Raw genomic sequence first — 22,206 nt, forward strand, 5'->3', positions numbered from 1 at the left:
AGGGAGGGCCCACCAGCGGGCCCAGGGCGCGCGCAGGTGATCGGTGGGAGAATACACAATCCGCCATTTTATTGCACCGCACATGCGCCGCTTTCCCGCCTCTTCCGAACCACCTCCGCCGGGGGCTGCCCGCGGCGACTGGCGCACCATCAAGAGCCTCCTGCCATATCTGCTGGCCTACAAATGGCGCGTGGCGCTGGCGCTGTCGTTCTTGATCGCGGCCAAGGTGGCAAACCTTGGTGTACCGGTGGTCATGAAGCGGCTGATCGATTCGATGAACGTGTCGCCGTCCGACCCCCGCGCGCTGCTGGTTGTGCCGGTGGGCGTCATCATTGGCTACGGGCTGCTGCGGTTGTCGACGTCGCTGTTCTCGGAGCTGCGCGAAATCTTGTTCGCGAAGGTGACGGAGAGTTCGGTGCGCACGCTCGCGCTGCAGGTGTTCCGGCATTTGCATGCGCTGTCACTGCGCTTTCACCTTGAGCGCCAGACGGGCGGTATGAGCCGCGATATCGAGCGCGGCACGCGTGGCATCCAGTCGCTCATTTCGTATTCGCTGTACAGCATCCTGCCGACGCTGGTGGAAGTCGGCCTCGTCATCACATATTTCTTTGTGAAGTACGACGTGTGGTTCGCGCTCATCACGTTCTGCGCGCTCGTGAGCTACATCGTCTTTACCGTGATGGTGACGAATTGGCGCACGCACTTTCGCCGCAAGATGAACGAGCTGGATTCGCGCGCTAACCAGAAGGCGATCGATTCACTGCTCAACTTCGAGACGGTCAAATACTTCGGCAACGAAGATTACGAAGCACGTCGCTACGACGAGAACCTGAAGCACTACCGCGCGGCTGCGATCCGCTCACAGAACTCGTTGTCGGTGCTGAACTTCGGTCAGCAGGTCATCGTGGCCACCGCGCTCATCCTGATTCTGTATCGCGCCACGCAAGGGGTAGCGGCGGGGCACATGACGCTGGGCGACTTGGTGCTCGTCAACACGCTCATGCTGCAGATCTACATTCCGCTCAACTTCCTGGGCGTGATCTATCGAGAGCTGAAGCAGGCCGTGACCGACATGGACCGCATGTTCCACCTGTTGCAGACCAACCGCGAAGTGGCCGATAAGCCCGATGCCAAACCGCTGGCTGTGCACGCAGGGGAAGTCCGCTTCGCGCATGTCGACTTCAGCTACGAGGCCAAGCGCCAGATCCTGTTCGATGTGGACTTCACGATTCCCGCCGGCACGACCACGGCGGTCGTGGGGCAAAGCGGCTCGGGCAAGTCAACGCTGGCACGCTTGCTGTTCCGCTTCTACGACGTGAAGTCCGGCGCCATCCAGATCGACGGTCAGGACCTGCGTGACGTCACGCAATCCAGCGTGCGTGCGGCCATCGGCATCGTTCCGCAAGACACGGTGCTCTTCAACGACAGCATCTACTACAACATCGCCTACGGCCGCCCCGAAGCCACGCGCGACGAGGTGATCGAAGCCGCCCGCGCGGCGCAGATCCACCACTTTGTCGAATCGCTGCCTGATGGCTACGAGACGCAAGTCGGCGAGCGCGGCCTGAAGCTCTCTGGAGGCGAGAAGCAGCGTGTGGCGATTGCGCGCACGTTGCTCAAGCGCCCGCCGATTCTCGTGTTTGATGAAGCAACGTCTGCACTCGACTCGCGTACCGAGCACGCCATTCAAGAAGAGTTGATGCGGCTGGCGCAGAACCACACCACGCTGGTCGTTGCACACCGGTTGTCGACCATCGTGCGTGCGCACCAGATTCTGGTGATGGAACACGGCCGCATCATCGAGCGCGGAACGCATGAATCGTTGTTGCGTGCGGAAGGCCGTTACGCGCAGATGTGGCGCATGCAGGCACGCGAGCCCGAACGCGTGGCCGAAGAAACAGAAGACACCCGAGCAGGTTGAGGGAGAGACAACGCGATGGAACTCAAATGGCTGGAGGACTTCATCAGCCTGGCCGAGACGCGCAGCTTTTCGCGCTCGGCCGAATTGCGGCACGTGACGCAGCCGGCGTTTTCGCGGCGCATTCAATCTCTCGAGGCGTGGCTCGGCAATGAGCTGATCGACCGATCAAGCTACCCGACGCGCCTGACTCCCGCCGGAGAGGTCTTCTACGAACAGGCGTTGGCGATGCTCGCCCAGGTGAGTGAGACGCGCGCGCTGATGCGCGGCCAGCGTCCGGCGAGTGCGTCGACGATCGACTTTGCCGTGCCGCATACGCTATCGCTGACGTTCTTCCCCGGCTGGCTCGCGCAGGTGGAAGAGAAGATCGGCAAGCTGCAATGCAGGCTGCGCGCGCTCAATGTGCACGATGCGGTGATGACGCTGGTGGAGGGCGGTTGCGATCTCGTGATGGTCTATCACCACGCACGGCAGATGATCCAGCTCGACCCTACGCGTTACGACATGCTGGTGCTTGGCACCGAGCGGCTTTCGCCGTTTTCCAAGCCCGATGCAAGCGGGCGGCCGATTTATCGGCTCGTTCCCACGGCACGCAAGCCGATCGCCTACCTTAGCTATACGCCCAATGCCTTTCTGGGCCGCATGGTGGATGTGTTGCTGGAAAACTCGCCCGTGGCACCGCTGCTCGACAAGTGCTACGAAACCGACATGGCCGAAGCGCTCAAGGTGATGGCGCTGGCTGGCCATGGCGTGGCGTTCCTGCCCGAGAGTGCGGTGCGGGAGGATGTGGCAGCGGGACGCCTGGTGCGTGCGGAAGGCAAGGGCGGCGGTACGTTGTCGATCGAGATGGAAATCCGGCTCTATCGCGAGCACCCGCAAAGCGGCGCACACGACCGCCGGCACCCCCAGTCCAAGCGCAAACGCGAGCTGATCGACACGTTATGGAGCGCGCTGGCGGGCTGAACCGGCTGTCGGGTTCAATTGTAGGGTTATGCGCCCAATGCATAACCCGATGTAAAAACGGCATTGGATTTCGTTCTGGCCGGTCCCTAAGCTGGCGGGCATTTTGTGGGACTTGAAGGGCCTTACCAAGGTCCAAAAAAGGAAGACAGCCATGTCCAATGTCGCATCTCCGTCGACACTCCAGCACTCCATCCCGTCCTATCTGCCGGCCGACAATCTTGGCCCATGGGGCATCTATCTGCAGCAGGTCGATCGGGTCACCCCCTATCTCGGCTCGCTCGCACGTTGGGTTGAAACGCTCAAGCGCCCCAAGCGCGCGCTGATCGTCGACGTGCCGATCCAGATGGACGATGGCCGAATCGCCCACTTCGAAGGCTACCGCGTGCAACACAACACGTCGCGCGGCCCGGGCAAGGGCGGCGTGCGTTTCCACCAGGACGTGACGCTGTCGGAAGTGATGGCGCTGTCTGCGTGGATGTCGGTGAAGAACGCGGCCGTGAACGTGCCGTACGGTGGTGCCAAGGGCGGCATCCGCGTCGACCCGCGCAAGCTGTCTTCCGGTGAACTCGAACGCCTGACCCGCCGCTACACCAGCGAGATCGGCATCATCATCGGCCCGAACAAGGACATTCCGGCTCCGGACGTGAACACCAACGCGCAGATCATGGCGTGGATGATGGACACGTACTCCATGAACGAAGGCTCCACCGCCACTGGCGTGGTGACCGGCAAGCCGATCGCACTGGGCGGCAGCCTGGGCCGTCGTGAAGCCACTGGCCGCGGCGTGTTCGTGGTCGGCAGCGAAGCCGCACGCAACCTCGGCATCGACGTCAAGGGCGCGCGTGTGGTGGTGCAGGGCTTCGGCAATGTGGGCAGCGTGGCCGCCAAGCTGTTCCATGACGCTGGTGCCAAGGTCATTGCCGTGCAAGACCACAAGGGCATCGTGTTCAACGGCAACGGCCTGGATGTCGACGCGCTCATCAAGCACGTTGACCACAATGGCAGCGTGGCCGGCTTTGTTGCAGAGACCGTCTCGCAAGACGATTTCTGGGCGCTGGACTGCGAATTCCTGATTCCGGCTGCACTGGAAGGCCAGATCACTGCGAAGAACGCGCCCCATATCAAGGCAAAGATTGTCGTGGAAGGTGCAAATGGCCCCACGACGCCCGAGGCCGACGACATCCTGCGCGATCGCGGCATCCTGGTCTGCCCGGACGTGATTGCCAACGCCGGCGGCGTGACGGTCAGCTATTTCGAGTGGGTGCAGGATTTCTCGAGCTTCTTCTGGACCGAAGACGAGATCAACCAGCGCCTGGTACGGATCATGCAAGACGCCTTCCGTGGCGTCTGGCAAGTGGCGCAGGACAACAAGGTTACTCTGCGTACGGCGGCGTTCATCATCGCCTGTACGCGGATTCTGCAGGCCCGCCAAGAGCGCGGTCTGTACCCCTGATCGGCAACGCGCTGATCAATACCGGCGCGGTGCCCCAACAGGGCGCTGCACTGGTCTATCGCGTTGCTGCCGATCAGGCGGCCATGCGCGACGGTTGAAGAAAGCCGGTGCTCATGGGACGAACCATAACGTTCCGGAGTACCGCACCATGAGAAGGGCGATGGCATCATCGTCGTCCTTCCCATCCTCAAGTCGGGTTCGTTAAGCGACAGAGAGCGCACATCGGGCGGGCTTTATTTCCCTTTGTTTTCCTTAGCAATTGGCGGTGATCCGCTCAAGCAATCTGGCATGCGTGCCGATGTTGCAGAGCGTTGCCATGTCTGGCGCTGCACGTCTTTTCCAGATTTTCGGAAAAGCACAGCGTAAGGTATCCGGTTGCCTGGAAAGCGCGGTTGCGGCAGGGTCCGCGCCAGAGGAAAAACTCCGTTGGATTCAACGATTTAGTGGCAACACCAATACTGTCGCCAAACGTTTTTTGGTACAGTCCCGTCTTTCTCTTTCATGGTCAAAAGGAGACTTTCATGAACCTCGCCAAGCTGGCAACCGTGGTTGCAGCCGTTGGTGTCGCCGTTGGTACATTCGGCAGCGCAGCCCACGCAGAAGAGCTGACTGGTACGCTCAAGAAGATCAAAGACACCGGCACCATCACGCTGGGCGTGCGTGATTCGTCGATTCCGTTCAGCTACAACGTCGGCGGTGTCCGCACGATCGGCTATTCGTACGACGTCGCCACCAAGATTGCCGAGGACGTGAAGAAGCAGCTCGGCCTGAAGGATCTGAAGATCAACGAGATCCCGGTCACTTCGCAAAACCGCATCACGCTGCTGCAGAACGGCACCATCGATCTGGAGTGCGGCTCGACCACGAACAACCTCGAGCGCCAGAAGCAAGCATCGTTCACGAACACCATCTTCATCATCGGCACGCGCATCATGGTGAAGAAGGATTCGGGCATCACCGACTGGGCACAGCTCAAGGGCAAGAACGTCGTGACCACCGCCGGCACGACGTCGGAACGCCTGCTGCGCAAGATGAACGATGAAAAGCAGATGGGCATGAACATCATCAGCACGAAGGACCACGGCCAGTCGTTCCTGACGCTGGAATCGGGTCGCGCTGTTGCGTTCATGATGGATGACGCCCTCCTGTACGGCGAGCGCGCCAAGGCCAAGAGCCCGACTGACTGGGTGGTCGTGGCCAAGCCGCAATCGCGCGAAGCCTACGGCTGCATGGTTCGCAAGGACGACAAGCCGTTCAAGGCACTGGCTGACAAGACCATCGCCGGCATGATGAAGGACGGCTCGATCGCAGCCGAGTACAAGAAATGGTTCGAACAGCCGGTTCCGCCCAAGGGCGTGAACATGGAGTTCCCCCTGTCGGACGACATGAAGGCGCTGATCAAGAACCCGAACGACAAGGCTCTTGACTGATCGGCTCCCTCAACGGGCCTGATACAAGCGTCACGAAACGGAAGGCAAAGGCCGGTTAACAGGTCTTCTCCCTTCCGTTTCTTTTTGAGGGAACCATCATGAATTACCACTGGAACTGGGGCGTCTTCTTTACGGAGGCCGCCCAGAATCAGACCTATCTGGACTGGCTGCTGGCGGGGTTGAAGACCACCGTCGTGCTTGGCTTGTCTTCCTGGATCATTGCGCTCGTCATCGGCTCCGTGCTGGGCGTGCTGCGTACGGTGCCGAACAAGTGGCTGTCGGGCCTGGCCGCAGCGTACGTTGAGCTGTTCCGCAACATTCCGCTGATTGTGCAGCTCTTCATCTGGTACTTCGTCATGCCCGAACTCGTGCCGGGTGGCGACTACATCAAGCAGATGAACCCCAACACGGCGATGTTCCTGTCTGCGATGCTGTGTCTCGGTACCTTTACCGCAGCGCGTGTCTGCGAGCAGGTGCGCTCAGGTATCAATTCGCTGCCGCGCGGGCAGCGCAACGCCGGCCTGGCCATGGGCTTCACGCTGGCGCAGACGTATCGCTACGTAATGCTGCCGATGTCGTTCCGCATCATCGTGCCGCCGCTCACGTCGGAGTTTCTGAATATCTTCAAGAACTCGGCCGTGGCGTCGACCATCGGTTTGCTGGAGCTTGCCGCACAGGGTCGCCAGCTGGTTGACTACACCGCGCAGCCGTACGAATCGTTCATCGCCGTGACGCTGATGTACATGCTGATCAACCTGACCGTAATGGGCCTGATGCGCTGGGTGGAAGCACGTTCCCGGCTGCCTGGCTTCATCGGTGGCAAGTAATCGGGCGAGGACTCTTCATGGCTTATCAATTCGATTTCTCGTCCATCAACGTCGACAACATGCGCGTGCTCGGCGAGGGGATGGTCCTCTCGCTCCAGATCACGGGCACGGCCATCCTGGTCGGCATCGTGTGGGGCACGCTGCTCGCGATGATGCGCCTCTCCGGCATCAAACCGCTGCAGTGGTTCGGGCAGGCGTACGTGAACCTCTTCCGGTCCATCCCGCTGGTGATGGTGCTGTTGTGGTTTTTCCTGATCGTGCCGCAGTTGCTGCAGAAGCTCTTCGATCTGTCGCCGGCGACCGACATGCGCATGATGTCTGCGCTGGTCGCTTTCGCGCTGTTTGAAGCGGCGTATTACTCGGAGATCATCCGCGCCGGTATCCAGAGCGTGTCGCGCGGGCAGATGTTCGCGGCCTATGCGATGGGCATGACGTATGGCCAGGCCATGCGCTTGGTAGTCCTGCCGCAGGCATTCCGCAACATGATTCCGCTGTTGCTCACCCAGGCCATCGTCTTGTTCCAGGATACGTCGCTGGTGTATGTGAGCGCGCTGTCGGACTTCTTTACGCAGGCATACAACATCGGTGAGCGCGACGGCCGTATCGTCGAGCTGCTGCTGTTTGCCGGCTTGTGCTATTTCGTGATCTGCTTCGGCGCCTCCGTGCTGGTGAAGCGACTTCAGAAGAAGGTGACCCAATGATCGAGATCAAGAACGTTTCCAAGTGGTACGGCAGCTTCCAGGTGCTGACCGACTGCACCACCAGCGTGAAGAAGAGCGAAGTGGTGGTGGTGTGCGGCCCGTCGGGTTCGGGCAAGTCCACGCTCATCAAGACCGTCAATGCGCTGGAACCGTTCCAGAAGGGCGAGATCTTCGTTGACGGCACTTCGGTGGGCGCCAAGGGTACGAACCTGCCGAAGCTGCGTTCGCGCGTGGGCATGGTGTTCCAGAACTTCGAGCTGTTTCCGCACTTGTCGATTACCGAGAATCTGACGATCGCGCAGCAAAAGGTGCTGGGCCGCTCGAAAGAGGAAGCCATGGCCAAGGGCCTGAAGTATCTGGATCGCGTGGGCCTGAAGGCGCACGCTGCCAAGTACCCGGGCCAACTGTCGGGCGGTCAGCAGCAGCGCGTGGCAATCGCACGCGCGCTGTCGATGGACCCGATCTGCATGCTGTTCGACGAGCCGACCTCCGCGCTGGACCCGGAAATGGTCAACGAAGTGCTCGACGTGATGGTGGAACTGGCCAAGGAAGGTATGACCATGATGTGCGTGACCCACGAAATGGGCTTCGCTCGCAAGGTTGCTAACCGCGTGATCTTCATGGACCAGGGCTGCATCGTTGAAGACTGCGAGAAGGAAGAGTTCTTCGGCAACATCGACGCTCGTTCCGACCGTGCCAAGCAGTTCCTGTCGAAGATCCTGTCGCATTGATCGACGGTTCCCGGCAGCAAAAAGCCGCTCTTTCGAGAGCGGCTTTTTTTATGGGCGATGCGGCGTCAGGTGCAGGCGGTGTTGGCTGCGTTGGCGATCTGCACGGCTTCCGGAATCGGCACCTTGGTGGCCATCGTGGCCTGGCCCGATTCGAACATCAGCAGCTCGCCCGGCACGAATTGCGTCCAGACTTCGTTGTCGGTGAGCGGCGCGGTGGCGATGACAGCCACGCGGTCGGCAGGCGTCGTGTATTTGGCGAAGTCGATTGTCATGTCGGCGTCGATCAAATGTGCCGTCGAGAACGGCCACTGCCGCACGATGTAATACAGCCGCGTCGAGCAATGCGCGAACTGGGCCTGCCCGTTGCACAGCAAGAAATTGAACACGCCGTAGCGGGTGATTTCCTTGGTGATGTCGGAAAGCGCGTAGAACAGCTCGTTGAGCGGCGGCTGCGAACCCGGAAAGCGCTTGCGCAGCGCCTGCATGATGAAACAGAAGGCGAGCTCGCTGTCGGTATCGCCCACGGGCTGATAGACGCCCGAGAGGAACGGCGAGAAGTTCTTCAGGTCGCCGTTGTGGGCAAAGATCCAGTGCCTGCCCCACAACTCACGCATGAAGGGGTGGCAGTTTTCCAGCCGCACCGTGCCCTGCGTCGCCTTGCGGATGTGCGAGATGACGTTCTTGGACTTGATCGGGTAGCGCTTGACCAGCTCCGCTACCGGCGAGGTGCCGGCAGACTGGTTGTCGATGAACAGGCGGCAGGCCTTGTCTTCGAAGAAGGCGACGCCGAAGCCGTCGGCATGGTGGTCGGTCACGCCACCGCGCGCAGCGAACCCCGTGAACGAGAACGTCACATCGGTCGGTTCAGCGCAGTTCATGCCCAGCAGCTGGCACATGGTGGGGGAAAAGTCGGATGCAATAAAATGATCATTATCCTGCCGGCCGCCGGGGGTGCCAAGCGCCTTCGTCTTCACGGCGCCGCGCCTGGGGGCCGGGCGTTGCGCACATGCCGCACGCCACCGCCTCCAGATTGCCTTAACCGGAAGCCATTCCCATGAAGCTCGACCGCACCGCCGCCCGCGCCCTCTTGCTGGAGAGCTACGCAGCCGCCGTCGGCGCGGCCGATCCGCTCAAGATCGTCGCAAACTTCCTCCCGCCACCGCATGCTGGCGGCAAAACACTGGTGGTTGGCGCCGGCAAGGCGGCTGCGTCGATGGCGCTGGCTGTCGAGCAAGCCTATGCCGGCCGCGCGCAGGTCGAAGGACTGGTCGTTACGCGCTATGCGCATGGGTTGCCGACCGAGCACATCCGCGTCATTGAAGCAGGGCACCCGGTGCCGGACGAGGCTGGCGAACAAGCCGCGCAGGAAATCCTGGATCGCGTCTGCGCGCTCACCGAGAACGACCGCCTGATTGTGCTCGTCTCCGGCGGAGGCTCCAGCCTGCTGTCGCTGCCTGCCGAGGGCATCCCGATGTCCGATCTGAAAGCCGTGACGCGCGAGCTGCTGCGCTGCGGTGCGCCCATTACCGACATGAACATCGTGCGCAAGCATCTGTCGCGCATTCAAGGCGGGCGCCTTGCCGCCGCATCACACGCGCCGGCCACAACGCTGATTGTTTCCGACGTGGCTGGCGACGACCCGAGCGCCATCGCGAGCGGCCCGACCGTGCCAGATACAAGCACCTACGCCGATGCGCTTGGCATCCTGAAACGCTGGGGCGCCCAGATGCCAGATACCGTGCGCGCACACCTGGAATGTGGAGCACGCGGCGAGATTGCCGAAACGCCCAAGCCCGGCGACGCCTGCTTTGCACGCGTGACCAATCACGTCATTGCCACCGCGCAACAGAGCCTCCAGGCCGGTGCGCAGGTCTTTGCGGCGCGCGGTATCCACACGGCCATCCTCGGCGACACGGTGACCGGCGAGGCGCGCGAGGTCGCCCAGGTATATGGGGCGCTGGCGCGCCAAGTGCGACAGCACGGCACGCCGTTTGTGGCGCCGGTGGCACTGATCTCCGGCGGCGAATGCACGGTGACGATTCCACCGGGCCTGACCGGCGGCCGCGGCGGGCGCTGCGCGGAGTTCCTGCTCTCGCTCGGCGTCACGCTCGAAGACATGGATGATGTCTATGCGCTCGCCGCCGATACAGACGGGATCGATGGATCGGAGGACAATGCGGGTGCGCTGCTTGACCCCGACTCCATCGCCCGCGCCGCCGCCAAGGGCATCGCCGCCCGCGCCGCGCTCGACGCACACGACGCCTACGGTTTCTTTGCCGCTGCCGATGACCTGATCGTTACCGGCCCGACGCGCACCAACGTCAATGACTACCGCGTCATCCTGATTCTCTGATTCACGTTTTTGCTGACCGTTTCTGCACGCACCATGACCGACACTCTTACGATCGTCCGCCCCGATGACTGGCACCTGCACCTGCGCGATGGCGATGCCCTCGCCGATGTGGTGGGCGATACCGCACGCCAGTTCGGCCGGGCGATCATCATGCCCAACCTCAAGCCACCGGTGACCACGACTGCGCAGGCGCGCGCCTACCGCGAGCGTATTCTCGCCGCGTTGCCAGCCGGCACGCAGTTCGAGCCGCTGATGACGCTGTACCTGACCGATAACACCTCGCCCGACGTCATTCGCGAGGCCCGCGCCAGCAGTTTCATCCACGGCGTGAAGCTGTACCCGGCCGGCGCCACCACCAACAGCGATGCTGGCGTGACCGACCTGCGCCGCTGCGCCAAGACGCTCGAAGCCATGCAGGAAGTCGGCATGCCGCTGCTCGTGCACGGCGAAGTGACCGACCCGACCGTCGACATCTTCGACCGTGAGGCCGTCTTCATCGACACGGTGATGCTGCCGCTGCGCCGAGACTTCCCGGCGCTGAAGGTCGTGTTCGAGCACATCACGACCAAGCACGCTGCCGAATACGTGCGCGATGCGGAGGGCCCGGTTGGCGCGACCATCACCGCGCATCACTTGCTGTACAACCGCAATGCGCTGTTCGTCGGCGGCATCCGCCCGCATTACTACTGTCTGCCGGTGCTCAAGCGTGAAACGCACCGCCTGGCGCTGGTGGCCGCCGCCACCTCGGGCCACCCGCGGTTCTTCCTTGGTACTGACAGTGCGCCGCACGCCAAGGGTGTGAAGGAACACGCCTGCGGTTGCGCCGGCTGCTACACCGCGCTGCACGCCATGGAGCTGTATGCCGAGGCCTTTGAAGACGCCAACGCGCTCGACAAGCTCGAAGGCTTTGCGAGCCTGCACGGGCCGGACTTCTATGGCCTGCCACGCAACGCCGGCACGCTCACGCTCACGCGCTCGCAATGGCAGCTTCCCGCCGAAGTCCCGTTCGGTGAGCAGACGCTGGTGCCACTGCGCGGCGGCGAGATGCTGCGCTGGAAATCCGTCTGAGTTGGCGATTGAATGTTTGCGTGCGATCGACTGGAGCCATCCGGCGTTCGCACCGCTGGCAGCGGTCGGCGCCGCAATTGCGCGCGCGATTGAGGACGGCGCCGATCTTCGAGACGCACTGAACGCGCATCCGGCCGCGCAAGCAATCCGCACCTCCGGTGATCATGTTTTGCGCTTCATCCCGCAAGATGCCCTGCCAGCCGGTACCGCTTACGAAGCGCACGTCGCCGCCACCGGCGGGGTGCCGACGCGGGACAATCTCCACGATTTCTTCAACGCACTGATCTGGCTGCATTGGCCGCTTGCCAAGGCGGCGCTCAATGCGCGCCAGGCGCGGGCGATTACGCGGGACGGAATTGGCGCGGCACGCGGCACCGTCCGCGATGCCGCCACGCTGTTCGACGAAAACGCCCTGATCTTCCTGCACACCGAAGAGGCGCCGGAGCGAAGCCTGACCGGGTTCGATTGGCACGGCTTGTTCGTCGAGGGCAGGGCAGCGTGGGGCGCAACCTGCGCCGTTCTGCCGTTCGGCCATGCGCTGCTGGAAAAGCTAGTTGCACCGTACAAGTCGATCACTGCGCATGCCTGGCCGCTGCACGTGGCTGCGTTACCAGCGGATCGTCCCTCGCTCGATGCCGCGCTGGCAGAGATGCTTTTGCACGTCGATCTGGCGCCCAGCAATTTCCGTCCGTTGCCCGTTATGGGCATCCCCGGTTGGTGCGATGCCAATGAGGACGCCGGCTTCTATCTGGATACGACCGTCTTTCGCCCGGGTCGGCGGCGATTTATACCCGAACAGTGCTAGACTCGCGCCTCGCGAAGCGGATCAGACAACCGCTGCTTCCGCCGCCTCGTGCGAGTGGAAGGGGAGGAAAGTCCGGACTCCATAGAGCAGGGTGATGGCTAATGACCATCCACGGTGACGTGCGGAATAGGGCCACAGAGACGAGTCTTCGCCCCGGCTTCGGTCAGGGCGAAGGGTGAAACGCGGTAACCTCCACCCGGAGCAATCCCAAGTAAGCAGGCGATGAAGCGGCTCGCTGAGTCTGCGGGTAGGGAGCTTGAGCCGGCTGGCAACAGCCGGTCTAGAGGAATGGTTGTCACGCCGCTGGCTTCGGCCATGCGGCGCACAGAATCCGGCTTATCGGTCCGCTTCGCGTCTTATTCCGATGCCGTCGGCTGCGTGGCCAGATCCACCAGTTCCAGCGAGTGCGTGATCTCGGCCGTCTTGGCCAGCATGATCGACGCCGAGCAGTACTTCTCGTGCGAAAGCTGCACAGCCCGTTCCACCGTTTCCCGCTTCAGGTTGCGCCCCGTCACCGTGAAGGTGAAGTGGATGCGCGTGAAAACCTTCGGGTCGGTCTCGGCGCGGTCGGCATGCAGCTTGACGCTGCAGCCTTGCACGTCCTGGCGGCCTCGCTTGAGGATCAGCACCACGTCATAAGCGGTGCAGCCACCGGTGCCCAGCAAGACCATTTCCATTGGGCGCGGTGCAAGGTTGCGGCCGCCGCCGTCGGGCGCGCCATCCATCGTGACGAGATGGCCGCTGCCGGTTTCCGCCAAAAAGGCCATGCCATCCGGGCCAGTCCAGCTCACTGTGCAATCCATGTCCAATCCTTGTGCAGAGGGTCGACCATCGCCGACGAAAAGCCACATTGTAGCCACCAGCCCTCGCGCGCGTTGGCGCCCTAGGGTGAACGCGGCTTGACAGTGATACCCGGGCGAAAAGGTGCAACCCATTCTTTTTGCACCGAAATTGCGCCGAAATTCGAGGAATGTCTCTAGTGAACAGCAGGTGGCTGAGTGCGGAAGGAGTGTAAGTTTCTGATTTATAAATAGATATCGCCATTTATTGCCCCGTGATTTTCTTTCCGCATTACGAAATGCGATTTCGTAGTGCAAATTTCCTTGCGCGTGCCCCAGAAATGGGTATAATTTGCACCATTGGATCGGCTGATGCGGTGCAACCCACCAAGTCAGCGATCAGCAGGTGTCTCCTCCACCCTCCTCCTTTGGTGGATTCAAACCCAAGCTTGATGGCTTGGGTTTTTTTTCGTCTGCAGGACCCATGCGCACCTTTTTCCTTGTGTCAAGGAGTCTGTGCGGGGTACAATCGAAATCTTTTCCGGATTGCCCGCGGAAAAGAGAAATTTAGAGAGCCCGCACCAACAAGCGGGAAGGCGGGCCGGCGATGACCTCGCATGGGGTTGCGCAGGCGTCCGCAAGACGATCCGTTCGTGAGCAGTTTGAACGCAAGTTCTCAGCGCGATACGGGTCCACTCGGGCACTGACTCAATATTTGGAAAAATCATGAAGACCTTTTCCGCAAAGCCCCATGAGGTGAAGCGCGATTGGTACGTGATTGACGCGACGGACAAGGTCCTCGGGCGTGTCGCCAGCGAAGTGGCACACCGACTGCGCGGCAAGCACAAGCCCGAATTCACTCCGCACGTCGATACCGGCGATTTCATCATCGTCATCAACGCAGCCAAGCTGCGTGTGACGGGCGCCAAGACGACCGACAAGAAGTACTATCGCCACTCGGGTTACCCGGGCGGTATCTACGAAACGACGTTTGGCAAGATGCAGCAGCGTTTCCCGGGCCGCGCCCTGGAGAAGGCTGTGAAGGGCATGTTGCCGAAGGGTCCGCTGGGCTACGCGATGATCAAGAAGCTGAAGGTTTACGCCGAAGGCTCGCATCCGCACGAAGCTCAGCAGCCGAAAGCGCTGGAAATCTAAGGGGCCTAATCCATGATCGGAAACTGGAACTATGGCACCGGCCGCCGCAAGAGCGCTGTGGCACGTGTCTTCATCAAGTCCGGCAAGGGCGACATCATCGTCAACGGCAAGGCCATCAACGAGTACTTCGCTCGTGAAACCTCGCTGATGATCGTGCGTCAGCCGCTGGAACTGACCAACCACGCAGCTACGTTCGACATCAAGGTGAACGTGGTCGGCGGCGGTGAAACCGGCCAAGCCGGTGCCGTGCGTCACGGCATCACCCGCGCCCTGATCGATTACGATGCAACGCTCAAGCCCGCCCTGTCGAAGGCCGGTCTGGTGACGCGCGATGCACGTGAAGTCGAGCGTAAGAAGGTCGGTCTGCGCAAGGCCCGCCGCGCCAAGCAGTTCTCGAAGCGTTAATCCGCTTCCTGCTGCTTCAGCAAAGAACCACACCCTCGGGTGTGGTTTTTTGTTTTTGAGGGTTCGAACCAAACAGTGTGATCTTTCCGGCGCCTTGCTTACCCTTTGCAACAGCTCCGACATGTCCGCGAGACTACAATTCACATTTCGTTAGCGTTCGGCCCGTATGATGCAATCCGCTGTTTCTCCTAATCCGATTCTGATCCGCAAGGTGGGTCGGGAGGCGCGCGCATGAAGGCGCGTCGCTTGTTGCGTCGCGCTTCCGTGCTCGCCCCGAACGTCACGGTGCGTTCGCGTCTGCCTTGGCCGGTAACGATTTTGTTGATTGCCGTGGTATTTGGGCTTGCGGCGGCTGCGGCGCTGTGGGCCTTCGAAGAAGGGCGCCGCCTGACGGGGCCGCACGACGCCGATTTGCGCGCTATGAACCGCGAGCTGACCGCCAAGTTGGCCGCCGTGCAGGCCGAGCGAGACAAGTTGTCTGCATCCGCCGGCACCGTGGATGCCCGGCTGGGTATTGCCGAAGGCGCGCAAGCGCAGATGGCTGAGCAACTCAAGGCGCTGGAAACCGAAAACGCGCAGTTGAAAGAGGACCTAGCCTTCTTTGACAGCCTGTTGCCCGCACCTACCAATTCCGCCGGTATTTATGTGCGCAGCTTCCGCATCGCGCCGGACGAAGCGCAGCCGACACGCATGCGGTTCCGCGTTCTGCTGATGCAAGGCGGCGGAAAGGCGTTCGCGCCGGTCTCCGAATTCGAGGGGCAACTGGCGCTCACGCTGAACGTGGTGCAGGGTGGCAAAGCTGCTACGATCGATTTCCCGGGAATGGCGGCCAGCGGATCACCCGTTACCAGCGCCCGCGTCAAGCTCACGCACTACCAGCGCCTTGAGGGCTGGGTAGACGTGCCTCCCGGCACCACGGTGCAATCGGTGATGGTGAAAGTGCTGCAGAACGGCAAGATCAAAGCGAGCCAGAGTTTTTCCATCTGACGGGCATTGTCCTGTCGAGGATCCGTACACAGAGGAGTCGACGATGCTGTTTGGCAAAAAGAAAGGGCTGGCGATTGAAACGCTGCTGGGGGCTCACACCAAACTGGAAGGGAATCTGCGCTTCTCGGGCGGTCTGCGGATCGACGGCGAGATTAGCGGCAACATCTACGGCGATCCGGACAAGCCCAGCATGCTGGTGATTACCGATAGCGCACGCGTCGAGGGCGAGGTGCACGTCGGGCACCTGATCCTGAACGGCACTGTGGTTGGCCCCGTGCATGTAGCGGAGCTGCTTGAGTTGCAGCCGAAGGCGCGTATTGAGGGCAACGTGCAATATGCGGCGTTGGAAATGCACCAAGGCGCCGTCGTCATGGGCACGTTGATGCACGCGGCGCCTGGCGATGTGAAGTTGCTGCCCAATCTGAAGCTGGCATCCAATCAGGATTGATCACATCGCGCGCTGGCCGTTGCTGGCGCACCGCACAATGCCCACTTGAAACGCGGGGCTTCGGCACGATTTGCAGCTTGCGCTTAAAATACAGGCAAGTTTCAGACGTTCCCACAGGAGATTTTCATGAACGCAGTCGCCCAGGCAGCCACGCCCGATGTGAACGAGGTTCCGGCTCCGCTGGTCTTTACCGACAGCGCTGCGGACAAGGTCAAGCAACTGATTGAAGAAGAAGGCAACCCGGAGTTGAAGCTGCGCGTATTCGTGCAAGGCGGCGGGTGCTCGGGCTTCCAGTACGGCTTCACCTTTGACGAAGAGACTAACGAAGACGATACGACCATGACCAAGAATGGCGTCTCGCTCTTGATCGACTCGATGAGCTACCAGTACCTGGTGGGCGCCGAGATCGACTACAAGGAAGACATCAACGGCGCGCAGTTCGTCATCAAGAACCCCAATGCTTCGACCACGTGTGGTTGCGGCTCGTCGTTCTCGGTCTGACGCCGCATCGCTGTAAAAGAAAAAGCGCACTTCGGTGCGCTTTTTTGTTGCCTGCAGATTGTGTGCTCAAGCGGGGTAGATCGCGCCAAGGATGCGACCGCCCAATGCGCCGGTCGCGGTGTGCAGATTGCCGTGGGCGCGGAGCACGCACTGGCGCGCGAGCCATGCGAAAGCGAGCGCCTCCACCTGATGCGCGGGCACGCCAAACTCATCTGTCGGAGCGACTCGCACGCCCGGCAATTGCTGCGCGATACGTGCCATGAGCGCACCATTGCGGGCGCCGCCACCGCAGACCAGCAGTGACGTGGCCTGCGGCGCATGGGCACGCATAGCATCGGTGATGGTGTCGGCGGTGAGGGCGAGCAGCGTCGCTTGAACATCTTCGGGGCGGGCGGTGTTCAACGCATCGCCGAGAGTTTGTTGCAGCCACGCCGGGTTGAACAGGTCGCGGCCGGTGCTCTTGGGTGGCGGCGCTGCAAAGAACGGCTCGGCCTTCAGACGTGCGAGGAGCGTTTCGTCGATGCGCCCGGTGCGGGCCCAGGCGCCGTCGGCGTCGTAGCGGGTATCGCGGTGGCTGTGAACCCAGTAGTCCATCAGCGCGTTGCCGGGGCCGCAGTCGAAGCCGAGTACGGCGTCGCGTGCGTCGGAAGCCTGCGGCGGCAAGACGGTGAGGTTGGCGATGCCTCCGATGTTGCAGACCACGCGCCATGCATCAGGCAGGCCGAACAGCGCGCGGTGCAGTGCCGGTACCAGGGGCGCGCCCTGGCCGCCGGCGGCGATGTCGCGGCTGCGGAAATCGGCAATGACGTCGATGCCAGTACGCTCAGCCAACACCGCCGGGTGCTGGGTTTGGCGCGTGTAGCCGAGGCCATCGTGCGTGCCGGGCTGGTGGCGAATCGTCTGCCCATGGGCGCCGATGGCTTGTACGTCGCGGGCGGCCAAGCCGGCGGCAGCAAGCAGTTGGGCAACGCAGTCGGCGTAGACCATGGCCAGTGCATTGGCGGCCAGGGCCTCGCGATGGATCTCGTCGGGGCCGGCGTGTTGCAGGTCAAGAAAGCGCTGGCGTAGCTCGGGCGAGAAGGGCACGTAGGCGTCGGCGAGGACGGCCGGGTGTTCGCCGGAAAAGTCCGCCAGCACGCCATCGACGCCGTCCAGGCTGGTGCCCGACATCAAGCCGATGTAGCGGTTGCTGGGGAGTGCGGTGTGGTTGGGGTGGCTCATGCGCGACAGCTTACCAGCGCAATGGCGGGCCAAACGGACACATCACGGTAAAATCCCGGGATTGCGCGGCCGGCACGTTTCAATCGATGTCGGCCATCGTGCACGCACCGTTTCCCCGATTGTTGATTCGTTCGCGCCGTTTTCCATGTGCGGCGCGGTGACCTTTCTTTTTGCCATGACTGCACCTGACACTTCCGCCGCCTCCGATAACGCCACGCCGGCCAAACCCAGGTATCCGATTACCCCGGAGGTGGCGCACGCAATGGAAGTGTCGCTGCGCGGCTGCGACGAACTGTTGATTGCTGCCGAATGGGAGCAGAAGCTGGCCAAGAGCGCCGCGACTGGCGTGCCGCTGCGCATCAAGCTGGGCCTGGACCCGACGGCGCCTGACATTCACATCGGCCACACCGTGGTGCTCAACAAGATGCGCCAGTTGCAGGACCTGGGGCATCAGGTGATTTTCCTGATTGGCGATTTCACCTCGACGATCGGTGACCCGTCTGGTCGCAATGCCACGCGCCCGCCGCTCACGCGCGAGCAGATCGAGGCCAACGCGCAGACTTACTACCGCCAGGCCAGCATGGTGCTGGATCCGAGCAAGACTGAAATTCGCTACAACAGCGAATGGTGCGACCCGCTGGGCGCGCGCGGCATCATCCAGCTTGCCGCCAAGTACACCGTCGCCCGCATGATGGAGCGTGACGACTTCACCAAGCGCTACAAGGCCGGCGTGCCGATTTCGGTGCACGAATTCCTTTACCCGCTGATGCAGGGCTACGACTCGGTCGCGCTCAAGTCCGACCTGGAACTCGGCGGCACCGATCAGAAATTCAACCTGCTGGTCGGTCGCGAACTGCAGAAGGAATACGGCCAGGAGCCGCAGTGCATCTTGACCATGCCGTTGCTGGTGGGCCTGGACGGCGTGGAGAAGATGTCCAAGTCGAAGGGCAACTACGTCGGTATCAGCGAGGCGCCGAACGAGATGTTCGGCAAGCTGATGAGCATCTCCGACGACCTGATGTGGACGTACTACACGCTGCTGTCGTTCCGCCCGCTGGCCGAGATCGACATGATGAAGGCGGAGATCGCGCTGGGCCGCAACCCGCGCGACTGCAAGGTGCTGCTGGCGCAGGAGATCGTCGCGCGCTTCCACAGTCAGGCCGACGCCGAGCGCGCGCTGGAAGACTTCAACCACCGCGCACGCGGCGGTGTGCCGGACGATATTCCGCAGATCGAGCTGGCGGGCGCGCCGCTGGGCATTGCGCAACTGCTCAAGCAGGCTGGCCTCTGCCCGTCCACGTCGGACGCCAACCGCAATATCGAGCAGGGCGGCGTGAAGATCGACGGCACCGTCGTCAGCGATAAGGGCCTGAAGGTGGATGCCGGCACCTTCGTGATGCAGGTCGGCAAGCGTCGCTTCGCGCGCGTGGTGCTGAAGTGATTGGACTGATCCAGCGTGTATCTGAAGCGGCTGTCCGGGTGGACGGCCGCGTTGTCGGGGAGATCGGCCCGGGCCTGCTCGCGCTTGTCTGTGCCGAACGCGGTGACACCACCGCCGAGGCCGATCGTCTGCTGGAGAAGCTGCTCAACTACCGCGTGTTCTCCGACGCGCAGGGCAAGATGAACCTGCCCGTGCGCAACATCGACGGCAACGGGCAGGCCGGTGGCTTGCTGGTGGTATCGCAGTTCACGCTGGCGGCCGATACCAAGTCCGGCACGCGGCCGAGCTTCACGCCCGCTGCTGCGCCGGAAGATGGCCGCCGCCTGTACGAACACTTCGTGGCGCGCGCCCGTGCGCAGCACCCCATCGTGGCCACCGGCGAGTTTGGCGCCGACATGAAGGTGTCGCTGGTCAACGATGGTCCAGTCACATTCTGGCTGCAGGTCGCGCCGCAAGCCGCTCCGTCCGCCGCAAAAGCGGCCGCGCCGGAAGCGGCCAAATCTGTCTGATTCGTTCGGGAACCCTGTGATGCCACGCGCCGCCGCTGTCCCTCTGCCGATGCCGCAGATCACCCACATCGTGCTCATCCGCCACGGCGAGACCGACTGGAACCGTGAACGCCGTCTGCAAGGCCAGCTCGACGTGCCGCTGAACACGCAAGGGCTGGAGCAAGCGGCGCAGCTGGGCAAGGCGTTGGCTCGCGAGCGGTTCGATGCGGTCTATGCGAGCGATCTGTCGCGCGCCAGGCAGACGGCGCAGGCGCTGGCAGATGAAGTGGGTGTGACCGTGCGCGACGACGCCGGTTTGCGCGAGCGCTGCTACGGCGAGTTTGAAGGCCTGACCTATGCTGAAGTCGCCGCACAGCATCCAGCCGACTTTGATGCCTGGCAAAACCGCGTGCCCGAGTTCGCCCCACCTGGCGGCGAGACGCTGACTGAATTCCACGAACGTGCAGTCGAGACCGCGCTTCGCCTGATCCGTCGCCACCCCGGCGAGCGCATCGCGCTGGTCAGCCACGGCGGCGTGCTCGATTGCCTGTATCGCCAGGCCAACGCCATGACGCTCACCGAGCCGCGTCAGCATGAGCTGCGCAACGCGAGCATCAACCGGCTCTCTTCCGATGGTCATCAACTGACCGTACTGCAATGGGGGGATGTCGCGCACCTGGATTTGCTGGTGCTCGACGAGGTGGACCGCCGCGTTCCTTAAACCTTCAGCCGGAACGGCGTGAAGTCGGTGTCGCGGTCGTAGTAGTCTTCGTGCTCGACGCGTTTGAGGAAGGCGACGACCCGGTAGGTGAGGGGCGTTGCCACGACCTCCCAGCCGGTCTTGAGGATGTATTGTGCGATGGCCACGCGAAGCACCTGCTGGTGGGGCCAGATCCCGTAGAAGGCGATCACGTAGAACAGCGAAGAATCCACTGCCTCGCCCACCACCGTGGACCCGATAAGCCGGGCCCACAGCCATTTCCCCTCTGTAGCGATCTTCATCTTCGCCAGCGTGTAGCTGTTGGCAAAGCTGCCGCACCAGAACGCGATGAGCGACCCGGCGACGATGCGGGGCGTGTTGCCGAACACGTCGTTCAGGCTCTTCTGGTACTCCGCCATGAATGGCGCTACTGGTAGCGCCAGCACGACCAGCGACATGAACGACGCGAAGATCAGTGCGGCAAAGCCCGCCCACACCACGCGCCGGTCGCGCCCGTAGCCGTACACCTCGGTGAGGATGTCGCCAAAGATGTACGAGATTGGGAAGAAGAGCACGCCGGCGCCAAACGTGACCGGCCCGATGATCGGCAGTGTGATCTGCGCCGCCTTGGCCGCGCCGATCAGGTTCGAGCACAGCAGCACCGTGACAAAGGCTGCCATGACGAAGTCGTAGTAGCGGAACGTGCGGTTCGGGTGATGCGGGGCGGCGGACATGTCGGGGCGGCCCGGGTGGGCGTTTATTGGTTGTCTTCCCAAAGATCGCGTACGGGGCCGCTCTTGGGGGCGCCCAGCCCGAAGTGCTGGTACGCCGAAGCCGTGGCGATACGACCACGTGGGGTGCGCTGCAGGTAGCCTTGCTGGATCAGGTAGGGCTCAAGCACGTCCTCGATCGTGTCGCGCTCCTCGCCGATGGCAGCCGCCAGATTGTCGATGCCGACCGGGCCGCCATTGAACTTGTGCAGGATCGCTTCGAGCAGCCTGCGATCCATCAGGTCAAAGCCGACCGCATCCACGTCGAGCATTGCCAGCGCGGCGTCGGCCACCTCGCGGGTGATGACGCCGTCGGCCTTCACCTCGGCATAGTCGCGCACGCGGCGCAGCAGGCGGTTGGCGATACGCGGCGTGCCGCGTGAGCGCTTGGCGATTTCCAGCGCGCCTTCGTCCACGATGTGAGCGTTCAGCAGGCCCGACGAGCGCATGACGATCTTCGCCAGCTCGGCGGGCGTATAAAACTCCAGCCGCGCAACGATACCGAAACGGTCGCGCAGCGGATTGGTCAGCATGCCGGCGCGGGTGGTGGCGCCCACCAGCGTGAACGGCTGCAGATCGAGCTTGACCGAGCGCGCCGCCGGGCCCTCGCCGATCATGATGTCGATCTGGTAGTCCTCCAGCGCCGGGTACAGGATTTCCTCCACCACGGGCGAGAGCCGGTGAATCTCGTCGATGAAGAGGACGTCGTTGGCTTCGAGGTTCGTGAGCAGCGCGGCCAGGTCACCCGGGCGCTCCAGCACCGGGCCGGAAGTCTGGCGCAGGTTGACACCCATCTCGCGCGCAATGATGTGCGCCAGCGTCGTCTTGCCCAGGCCAGGCGGGCCGAACAGCAGCACGTGGTCCAGCGCTTCCCTGCGGTTCTTGGCCGCGGTCATGAAGATGTCGAGCTGGCCGCGCACCTTTTCCTGGCCGACGTATTCGTCGAGCAACTTAGGGCGCAGCGCGCGCTCGAACGCCTCCTCGTTGGGGGAGGCGGGGGAGGCTGAGATGATGCGCTCAGCAGAGACAGCCTTGGCGGCGAGCTTGTCGGTTTCGATCATG

Annotated in this window: 23 protein-coding genes and 1 other RNA gene; 19 read left to right on the forward strand and 5 right to left on the reverse strand. The window is 62.5% G+C overall.

Going from position 1 to position 22,206, the window contains the following annotated elements; translation table 11 throughout:
* Positions 1-82: 82 nt before the first annotated feature.
* The 7 genes from ACCD03_RS15010 to ACCD03_RS15040 all read left to right on the forward strand — a co-directional run bounded on the left by ACCD03_RS15010 (position 83) and on the right by ACCD03_RS15040 (position 8,023).
* A complete protein-coding gene (locus tag ACCD03_RS15010) occupies positions 83-1,921 on the forward strand; it encodes an ABCB family ABC transporter ATP-binding protein/permease (protein ID WP_413412167.1) in 1,839 nt (612 codons plus the stop codon).
* Between the two features lie 15 nt (positions 1,922-1,936).
* A complete protein-coding gene (locus tag ACCD03_RS15015) occupies positions 1,937-2,881 on the forward strand; it encodes a LysR substrate-binding domain-containing protein (protein ID WP_004633215.1) in 945 nt (314 codons plus the stop codon).
* A gap of 151 nt (positions 2,882-3,032) precedes the next feature.
* On the forward strand, positions 3,033-4,334 hold the full coding sequence (locus ACCD03_RS15020; protein ID WP_253536300.1) for a Glu/Leu/Phe/Val family dehydrogenase: 1,302 nt from the start codon (positions 3,033-3,035) through the stop codon (positions 4,332-4,334).
* A 521-nt stretch (positions 4,335-4,855) separates the two neighbouring features.
* Positions 4,856-5,764: a glutamate/aspartate ABC transporter substrate-binding protein gene (locus ACCD03_RS15025; RefSeq protein ID WP_045203763.1), complete on the forward strand. Its 909-nt coding sequence runs from the start codon at positions 4,856-4,858 to the stop codon at positions 5,762-5,764.
* 98 nt (positions 5,765-5,862) lie between these two features.
* Positions 5,863-6,591, forward strand: a complete 729-nt coding sequence (locus tag ACCD03_RS15030; RefSeq protein ID WP_045203762.1) for an amino acid ABC transporter permease — start codon at positions 5,863-5,865, stop codon at positions 6,589-6,591.
* 17 nt (positions 6,592-6,608) lie between these two features.
* The gene (gene gltK, locus ACCD03_RS15035; RefSeq protein ID WP_045203761.1) at positions 6,609-7,292 is read left to right on the forward strand and encodes a glutamate/aspartate ABC transporter permease GltK; all 684 of its coding nucleotides are present in this window, start codon (positions 6,609-6,611) and stop codon (positions 7,290-7,292) included.
* Complete coding sequence (locus ACCD03_RS15040) at positions 7,289-8,023, forward strand: amino acid ABC transporter ATP-binding protein (RefSeq protein WP_045203760.1); 735 nt, start codon at positions 7,289-7,291, stop codon at positions 8,021-8,023. The genes gltK and ACCD03_RS15040 overlap by 4 nt, the downstream gene beginning before the upstream one ends.
* Before the next feature lie 65 nt (positions 8,024-8,088).
* Here ACCD03_RS15040 and ACCD03_RS15045 read toward each other — a convergent pair whose 3' ends face one another.
* Entirely contained in the window at positions 8,089-8,919 is an 831-nt protein-coding gene (locus ACCD03_RS15045; protein ID WP_024976643.1) for a class II glutamine amidotransferase, read from the reverse strand.
* A gap of 158 nt (positions 8,920-9,077) precedes the next feature.
* On the opposite strand from ACCD03_RS15045, the gene ACCD03_RS15050 reads away from it, so the two are divergent.
* From ACCD03_RS15050 to rnpB, 4 genes are all read left to right on the forward strand, one after another.
* On the forward strand, positions 9,078-10,376 hold the full coding sequence (locus ACCD03_RS15050) for a glycerate kinase (protein ID WP_413412168.1): 1,299 nt from the start codon (positions 9,078-9,080) through the stop codon (positions 10,374-10,376).
* A gap of 33 nt (positions 10,377-10,409) precedes the next feature.
* Positions 10,410-11,444 (forward strand): dihydroorotase, encoded by a 1,035-nt coding sequence (gene pyrC, locus ACCD03_RS15055; protein WP_413412169.1) that lies wholly within the window; start codon positions 10,410-10,412, stop codon positions 11,442-11,444.
* Between the two features lie 7 nt (positions 11,445-11,451).
* A complete protein-coding gene (locus ACCD03_RS15060; protein WP_413412182.1) occupies positions 11,452-12,249 on the forward strand; it encodes a DUF3025 domain-containing protein in 798 nt (265 codons plus the stop codon).
* Between the two features lie 13 nt (positions 12,250-12,262).
* Positions 12,263-12,604, forward strand: an RNA gene (gene rnpB / locus ACCD03_RS15065) — RNase P RNA component class A.
* A gap of 1 nt (position 12,605) precedes the next feature.
* Here the strand turns inward: rnpB and ACCD03_RS15070 are convergent.
* Positions 12,606-13,052: an OsmC family protein gene (locus tag ACCD03_RS15070; protein WP_004633197.1), complete on the reverse strand. Its 447-nt coding sequence runs from the start codon at positions 13,050-13,052 to the stop codon at positions 12,606-12,608.
* Between the two features lie 702 nt (positions 13,053-13,754).
* Here ACCD03_RS15070 and rplM point away from each other — a divergent pair.
* The 5 genes from rplM (at position 13,755) to erpA (ending at position 16,524) form a co-directional block, all read left to right on the forward strand.
* Positions 13,755-14,183, forward strand: a complete 429-nt coding sequence (rplM, locus tag ACCD03_RS15075; RefSeq protein ID WP_009239122.1) for a 50S ribosomal protein L13 — start codon at positions 13,755-13,757, stop codon at positions 14,181-14,183.
* Positions 14,184-14,195: 12 nt separating this feature from the next.
* Positions 14,196-14,588 (forward strand): 30S ribosomal protein S9, encoded by a 393-nt coding sequence (gene rpsI / locus ACCD03_RS15080; protein ID WP_004633190.1) that lies wholly within the window; start codon positions 14,196-14,198, stop codon positions 14,586-14,588.
* 231 nt (positions 14,589-14,819) lie between these two features.
* Entirely contained in the window at positions 14,820-15,575 is a 756-nt protein-coding gene (locus ACCD03_RS15085) for a DUF6776 family protein (RefSeq protein WP_325654778.1), read from the forward strand.
* 43 nt (positions 15,576-15,618) lie between these two features.
* Positions 15,619-16,023: a bactofilin family protein gene (locus ACCD03_RS15090; protein WP_024976637.1), complete on the forward strand. Its 405-nt coding sequence runs from the start codon at positions 15,619-15,621 to the stop codon at positions 16,021-16,023.
* Positions 16,024-16,149: 126 nt separating this feature from the next.
* A complete protein-coding gene (gene erpA, locus ACCD03_RS15095; protein ID WP_004633183.1) occupies positions 16,150-16,524 on the forward strand; it encodes an iron-sulfur cluster insertion protein ErpA in 375 nt (124 codons plus the stop codon).
* 66 nt (positions 16,525-16,590) lie between these two features.
* On the opposite strand, the gene ACCD03_RS15100 is transcribed toward erpA, so the two are convergent.
* Positions 16,591-17,745 (reverse strand): anhydro-N-acetylmuramic acid kinase, encoded by a 1,155-nt coding sequence (locus ACCD03_RS15100; RefSeq protein ID WP_325654776.1) that lies wholly within the window; start codon positions 17,743-17,745, stop codon positions 16,591-16,593.
* A gap of 175 nt (positions 17,746-17,920) precedes the next feature.
* Between ACCD03_RS15100 and tyrS the strand changes: the two genes are divergently transcribed.
* Genes tyrS through ACCD03_RS15115 form a run of 3 tightly spaced genes read left to right on the forward strand, consistent with a single transcriptional unit; the run spans position 17,921 to position 20,395 of the window.
* Positions 17,921-19,186 carry a tyrosine--tRNA ligase gene (gene tyrS / locus ACCD03_RS15105; RefSeq protein ID WP_045203829.1) on the forward strand — a complete coding sequence of 422 codons (1,266 nt, stop codon included), beginning with the start codon at positions 17,921-17,923 and terminating at the stop codon, positions 19,184-19,186.
* Positions 19,183-19,695, forward strand: a complete 513-nt coding sequence (dtd, locus tag ACCD03_RS15110) for a D-aminoacyl-tRNA deacylase (protein WP_045203754.1) — start codon at positions 19,183-19,185, stop codon at positions 19,693-19,695. Before tyrS ends, dtd begins: the two co-directional genes overlap by 4 nt.
* A gap of 19 nt (positions 19,696-19,714) precedes the next feature.
* Positions 19,715-20,395: a histidine phosphatase family protein gene (locus ACCD03_RS15115; RefSeq protein WP_325654772.1), complete on the forward strand. Its 681-nt coding sequence runs from the start codon at positions 19,715-19,717 to the stop codon at positions 20,393-20,395.
* On the opposite strand, the gene ACCD03_RS15120 is transcribed toward ACCD03_RS15115, so the two are convergent.
* The gene (locus ACCD03_RS15120) at positions 20,392-21,108 is read right to left on the reverse strand and encodes a queuosine precursor transporter (RefSeq protein WP_325654771.1); all 717 of its coding nucleotides are present in this window, start codon (positions 21,106-21,108) and stop codon (positions 20,392-20,394) included. The genes ACCD03_RS15115 and ACCD03_RS15120 overlap by 4 nt on opposite strands.
* Before the next feature lie 23 nt (positions 21,109-21,131).
* Complete coding sequence (gene ruvB / locus ACCD03_RS15125) at positions 21,132-22,205, reverse strand: Holliday junction branch migration DNA helicase RuvB (RefSeq protein WP_045203751.1); 1,074 nt, start codon at positions 22,203-22,205, stop codon at positions 21,132-21,134.
* Between the last annotated feature and the right edge of the window lies 1 nt (position 22,206).

Source organism: Ralstonia sp. Ralssp135 (genome assembly GCF_047304345.1).
Taxonomy (GTDB): domain Bacteria; phylum Pseudomonadota; class Gammaproteobacteria; order Burkholderiales; family Burkholderiaceae; genus Ralstonia; species Ralstonia chuxiongensis.

Bases quoted from the DNA above. Each gene is read 5' to 3' on its own strand.
- gltK (WP_045203761.1), top strand. From the start codon at position 6,609: ATGGCTTATCAATTCGATTTCTCGTCCATCAACGTCGACAACATGCGC.
- ACCD03_RS15050 (WP_413412168.1), top strand. From the start codon at position 9,078: ATGAAGCTCGACCGCACCGCCGCCCGCGCCCTCTTGCTGGAGAGCTAC.
- ruvB (WP_045203751.1), bottom strand. From the start codon at position 22,205: ATGATCGAAACCGACAAGCTCGCCGCCAAGGCTGTCTCTGCTGAGCGC.
- ACCD03_RS15070 (WP_004633197.1), bottom strand. From the start codon at position 13,052: ATGGATTGCACAGTGAGCTGGACTGGCCCGGATGGCATGGCCTTTTTG.
- rpsI (WP_004633190.1), top strand. From the start codon at position 14,196: ATGATCGGAAACTGGAACTATGGCACCGGCCGCCGCAAGAGCGCTGTG.
- ACCD03_RS15010 (WP_413412167.1), top strand. From the start codon at position 83: ATGCGCCGCTTTCCCGCCTCTTCCGAACCACCTCCGCCGGGGGCTGCC.
- ACCD03_RS15020 (WP_253536300.1), top strand. From the start codon at position 3,033: ATGTCCAATGTCGCATCTCCGTCGACACTCCAGCACTCCATCCCGTCC.
- tyrS (WP_045203829.1), top strand. From the start codon at position 17,921: ATGACTGCACCTGACACTTCCGCCGCCTCCGATAACGCCACGCCGGCC.
- ACCD03_RS15090 (WP_024976637.1), top strand. From the start codon at position 15,619: ATGCTGTTTGGCAAAAAGAAAGGGCTGGCGATTGAAACGCTGCTGGGG.
- ACCD03_RS15120 (WP_325654771.1), bottom strand. From the start codon at position 21,108: ATGTCCGCCGCCCCGCATCACCCGAACCGCACGTTCCGCTACTACGAC.
- erpA (WP_004633183.1), top strand. From the start codon at position 16,150: ATGAACGCAGTCGCCCAGGCAGCCACGCCCGATGTGAACGAGGTTCCG.
- ACCD03_RS15030 (WP_045203762.1), top strand. From the start codon at position 5,863: ATGAATTACCACTGGAACTGGGGCGTCTTCTTTACGGAGGCCGCCCAG.
- rplM (WP_009239122.1), top strand. From the start codon at position 13,755: ATGAAGACCTTTTCCGCAAAGCCCCATGAGGTGAAGCGCGATTGGTAC.
- ACCD03_RS15015 (WP_004633215.1), top strand. From the start codon at position 1,937: ATGGAACTCAAATGGCTGGAGGACTTCATCAGCCTGGCCGAGACGCGC.
- ACCD03_RS15085 (WP_325654778.1), top strand. From the start codon at position 14,820: ATGAAGGCGCGTCGCTTGTTGCGTCGCGCTTCCGTGCTCGCCCCGAAC.
- pyrC (WP_413412169.1), top strand. From the start codon at position 10,410: ATGACCGACACTCTTACGATCGTCCGCCCCGATGACTGGCACCTGCAC.
- ACCD03_RS15115 (WP_325654772.1), top strand. From the start codon at position 19,715: ATGCCACGCGCCGCCGCTGTCCCTCTGCCGATGCCGCAGATCACCCAC.
- ACCD03_RS15040 (WP_045203760.1), top strand. From the start codon at position 7,289: ATGATCGAGATCAAGAACGTTTCCAAGTGGTACGGCAGCTTCCAGGTG.
- ACCD03_RS15045 (WP_024976643.1), bottom strand. From the start codon at position 8,919: ATGTGCCAGCTGCTGGGCATGAACTGCGCTGAACCGACCGATGTGACG.
- ACCD03_RS15100 (WP_325654776.1), bottom strand. From the start codon at position 17,745: ATGAGCCACCCCAACCACACCGCACTCCCCAGCAACCGCTACATCGGC.
- ACCD03_RS15025 (WP_045203763.1), top strand. From the start codon at position 4,856: ATGAACCTCGCCAAGCTGGCAACCGTGGTTGCAGCCGTTGGTGTCGCC.